The sequence below is a fragment of the Dyella sp. SYSU CM1112 genome (assembly GCF_058216415.1).
Genome location: NZ_JBZEGI010000170.1, coordinates 1 through 248 on the forward strand (window position 1 = coordinate 1; position 248 = coordinate 248).

General features: G+C 62.1%; 1 pseudogene. It reads left to right on the plus strand.

From position 1 onward, the window contains the following. Window positions 1–248 (plus strand): annotated as a pseudogene (locus AC4HNJ_RS22100) (RHS repeat protein); the annotation flags it as partial.

The window sequence follows — 248 nt, forward strand, 5'->3', positions numbered from 1 at the left end:
AGCTGTCCGGCACGTCGAATGCCGTCACCACCCAGTTCACCTACACCAGCGACTACAACCAGCTGGCCTCGGTGACCGATCCGCTTAACCACACCATCAGTTTCAGCTACACCAACGGCTGCCTCACGCAAATCACCGATGCGCTGGGCCACAGCACCACGATCCAGTGCAACAGCGCCGGCGAGCCGACCGCGGTGCAGGATGCGTTGGGTCACACCGTGCAGTTGGGCTACCAAGGCTACGACCTG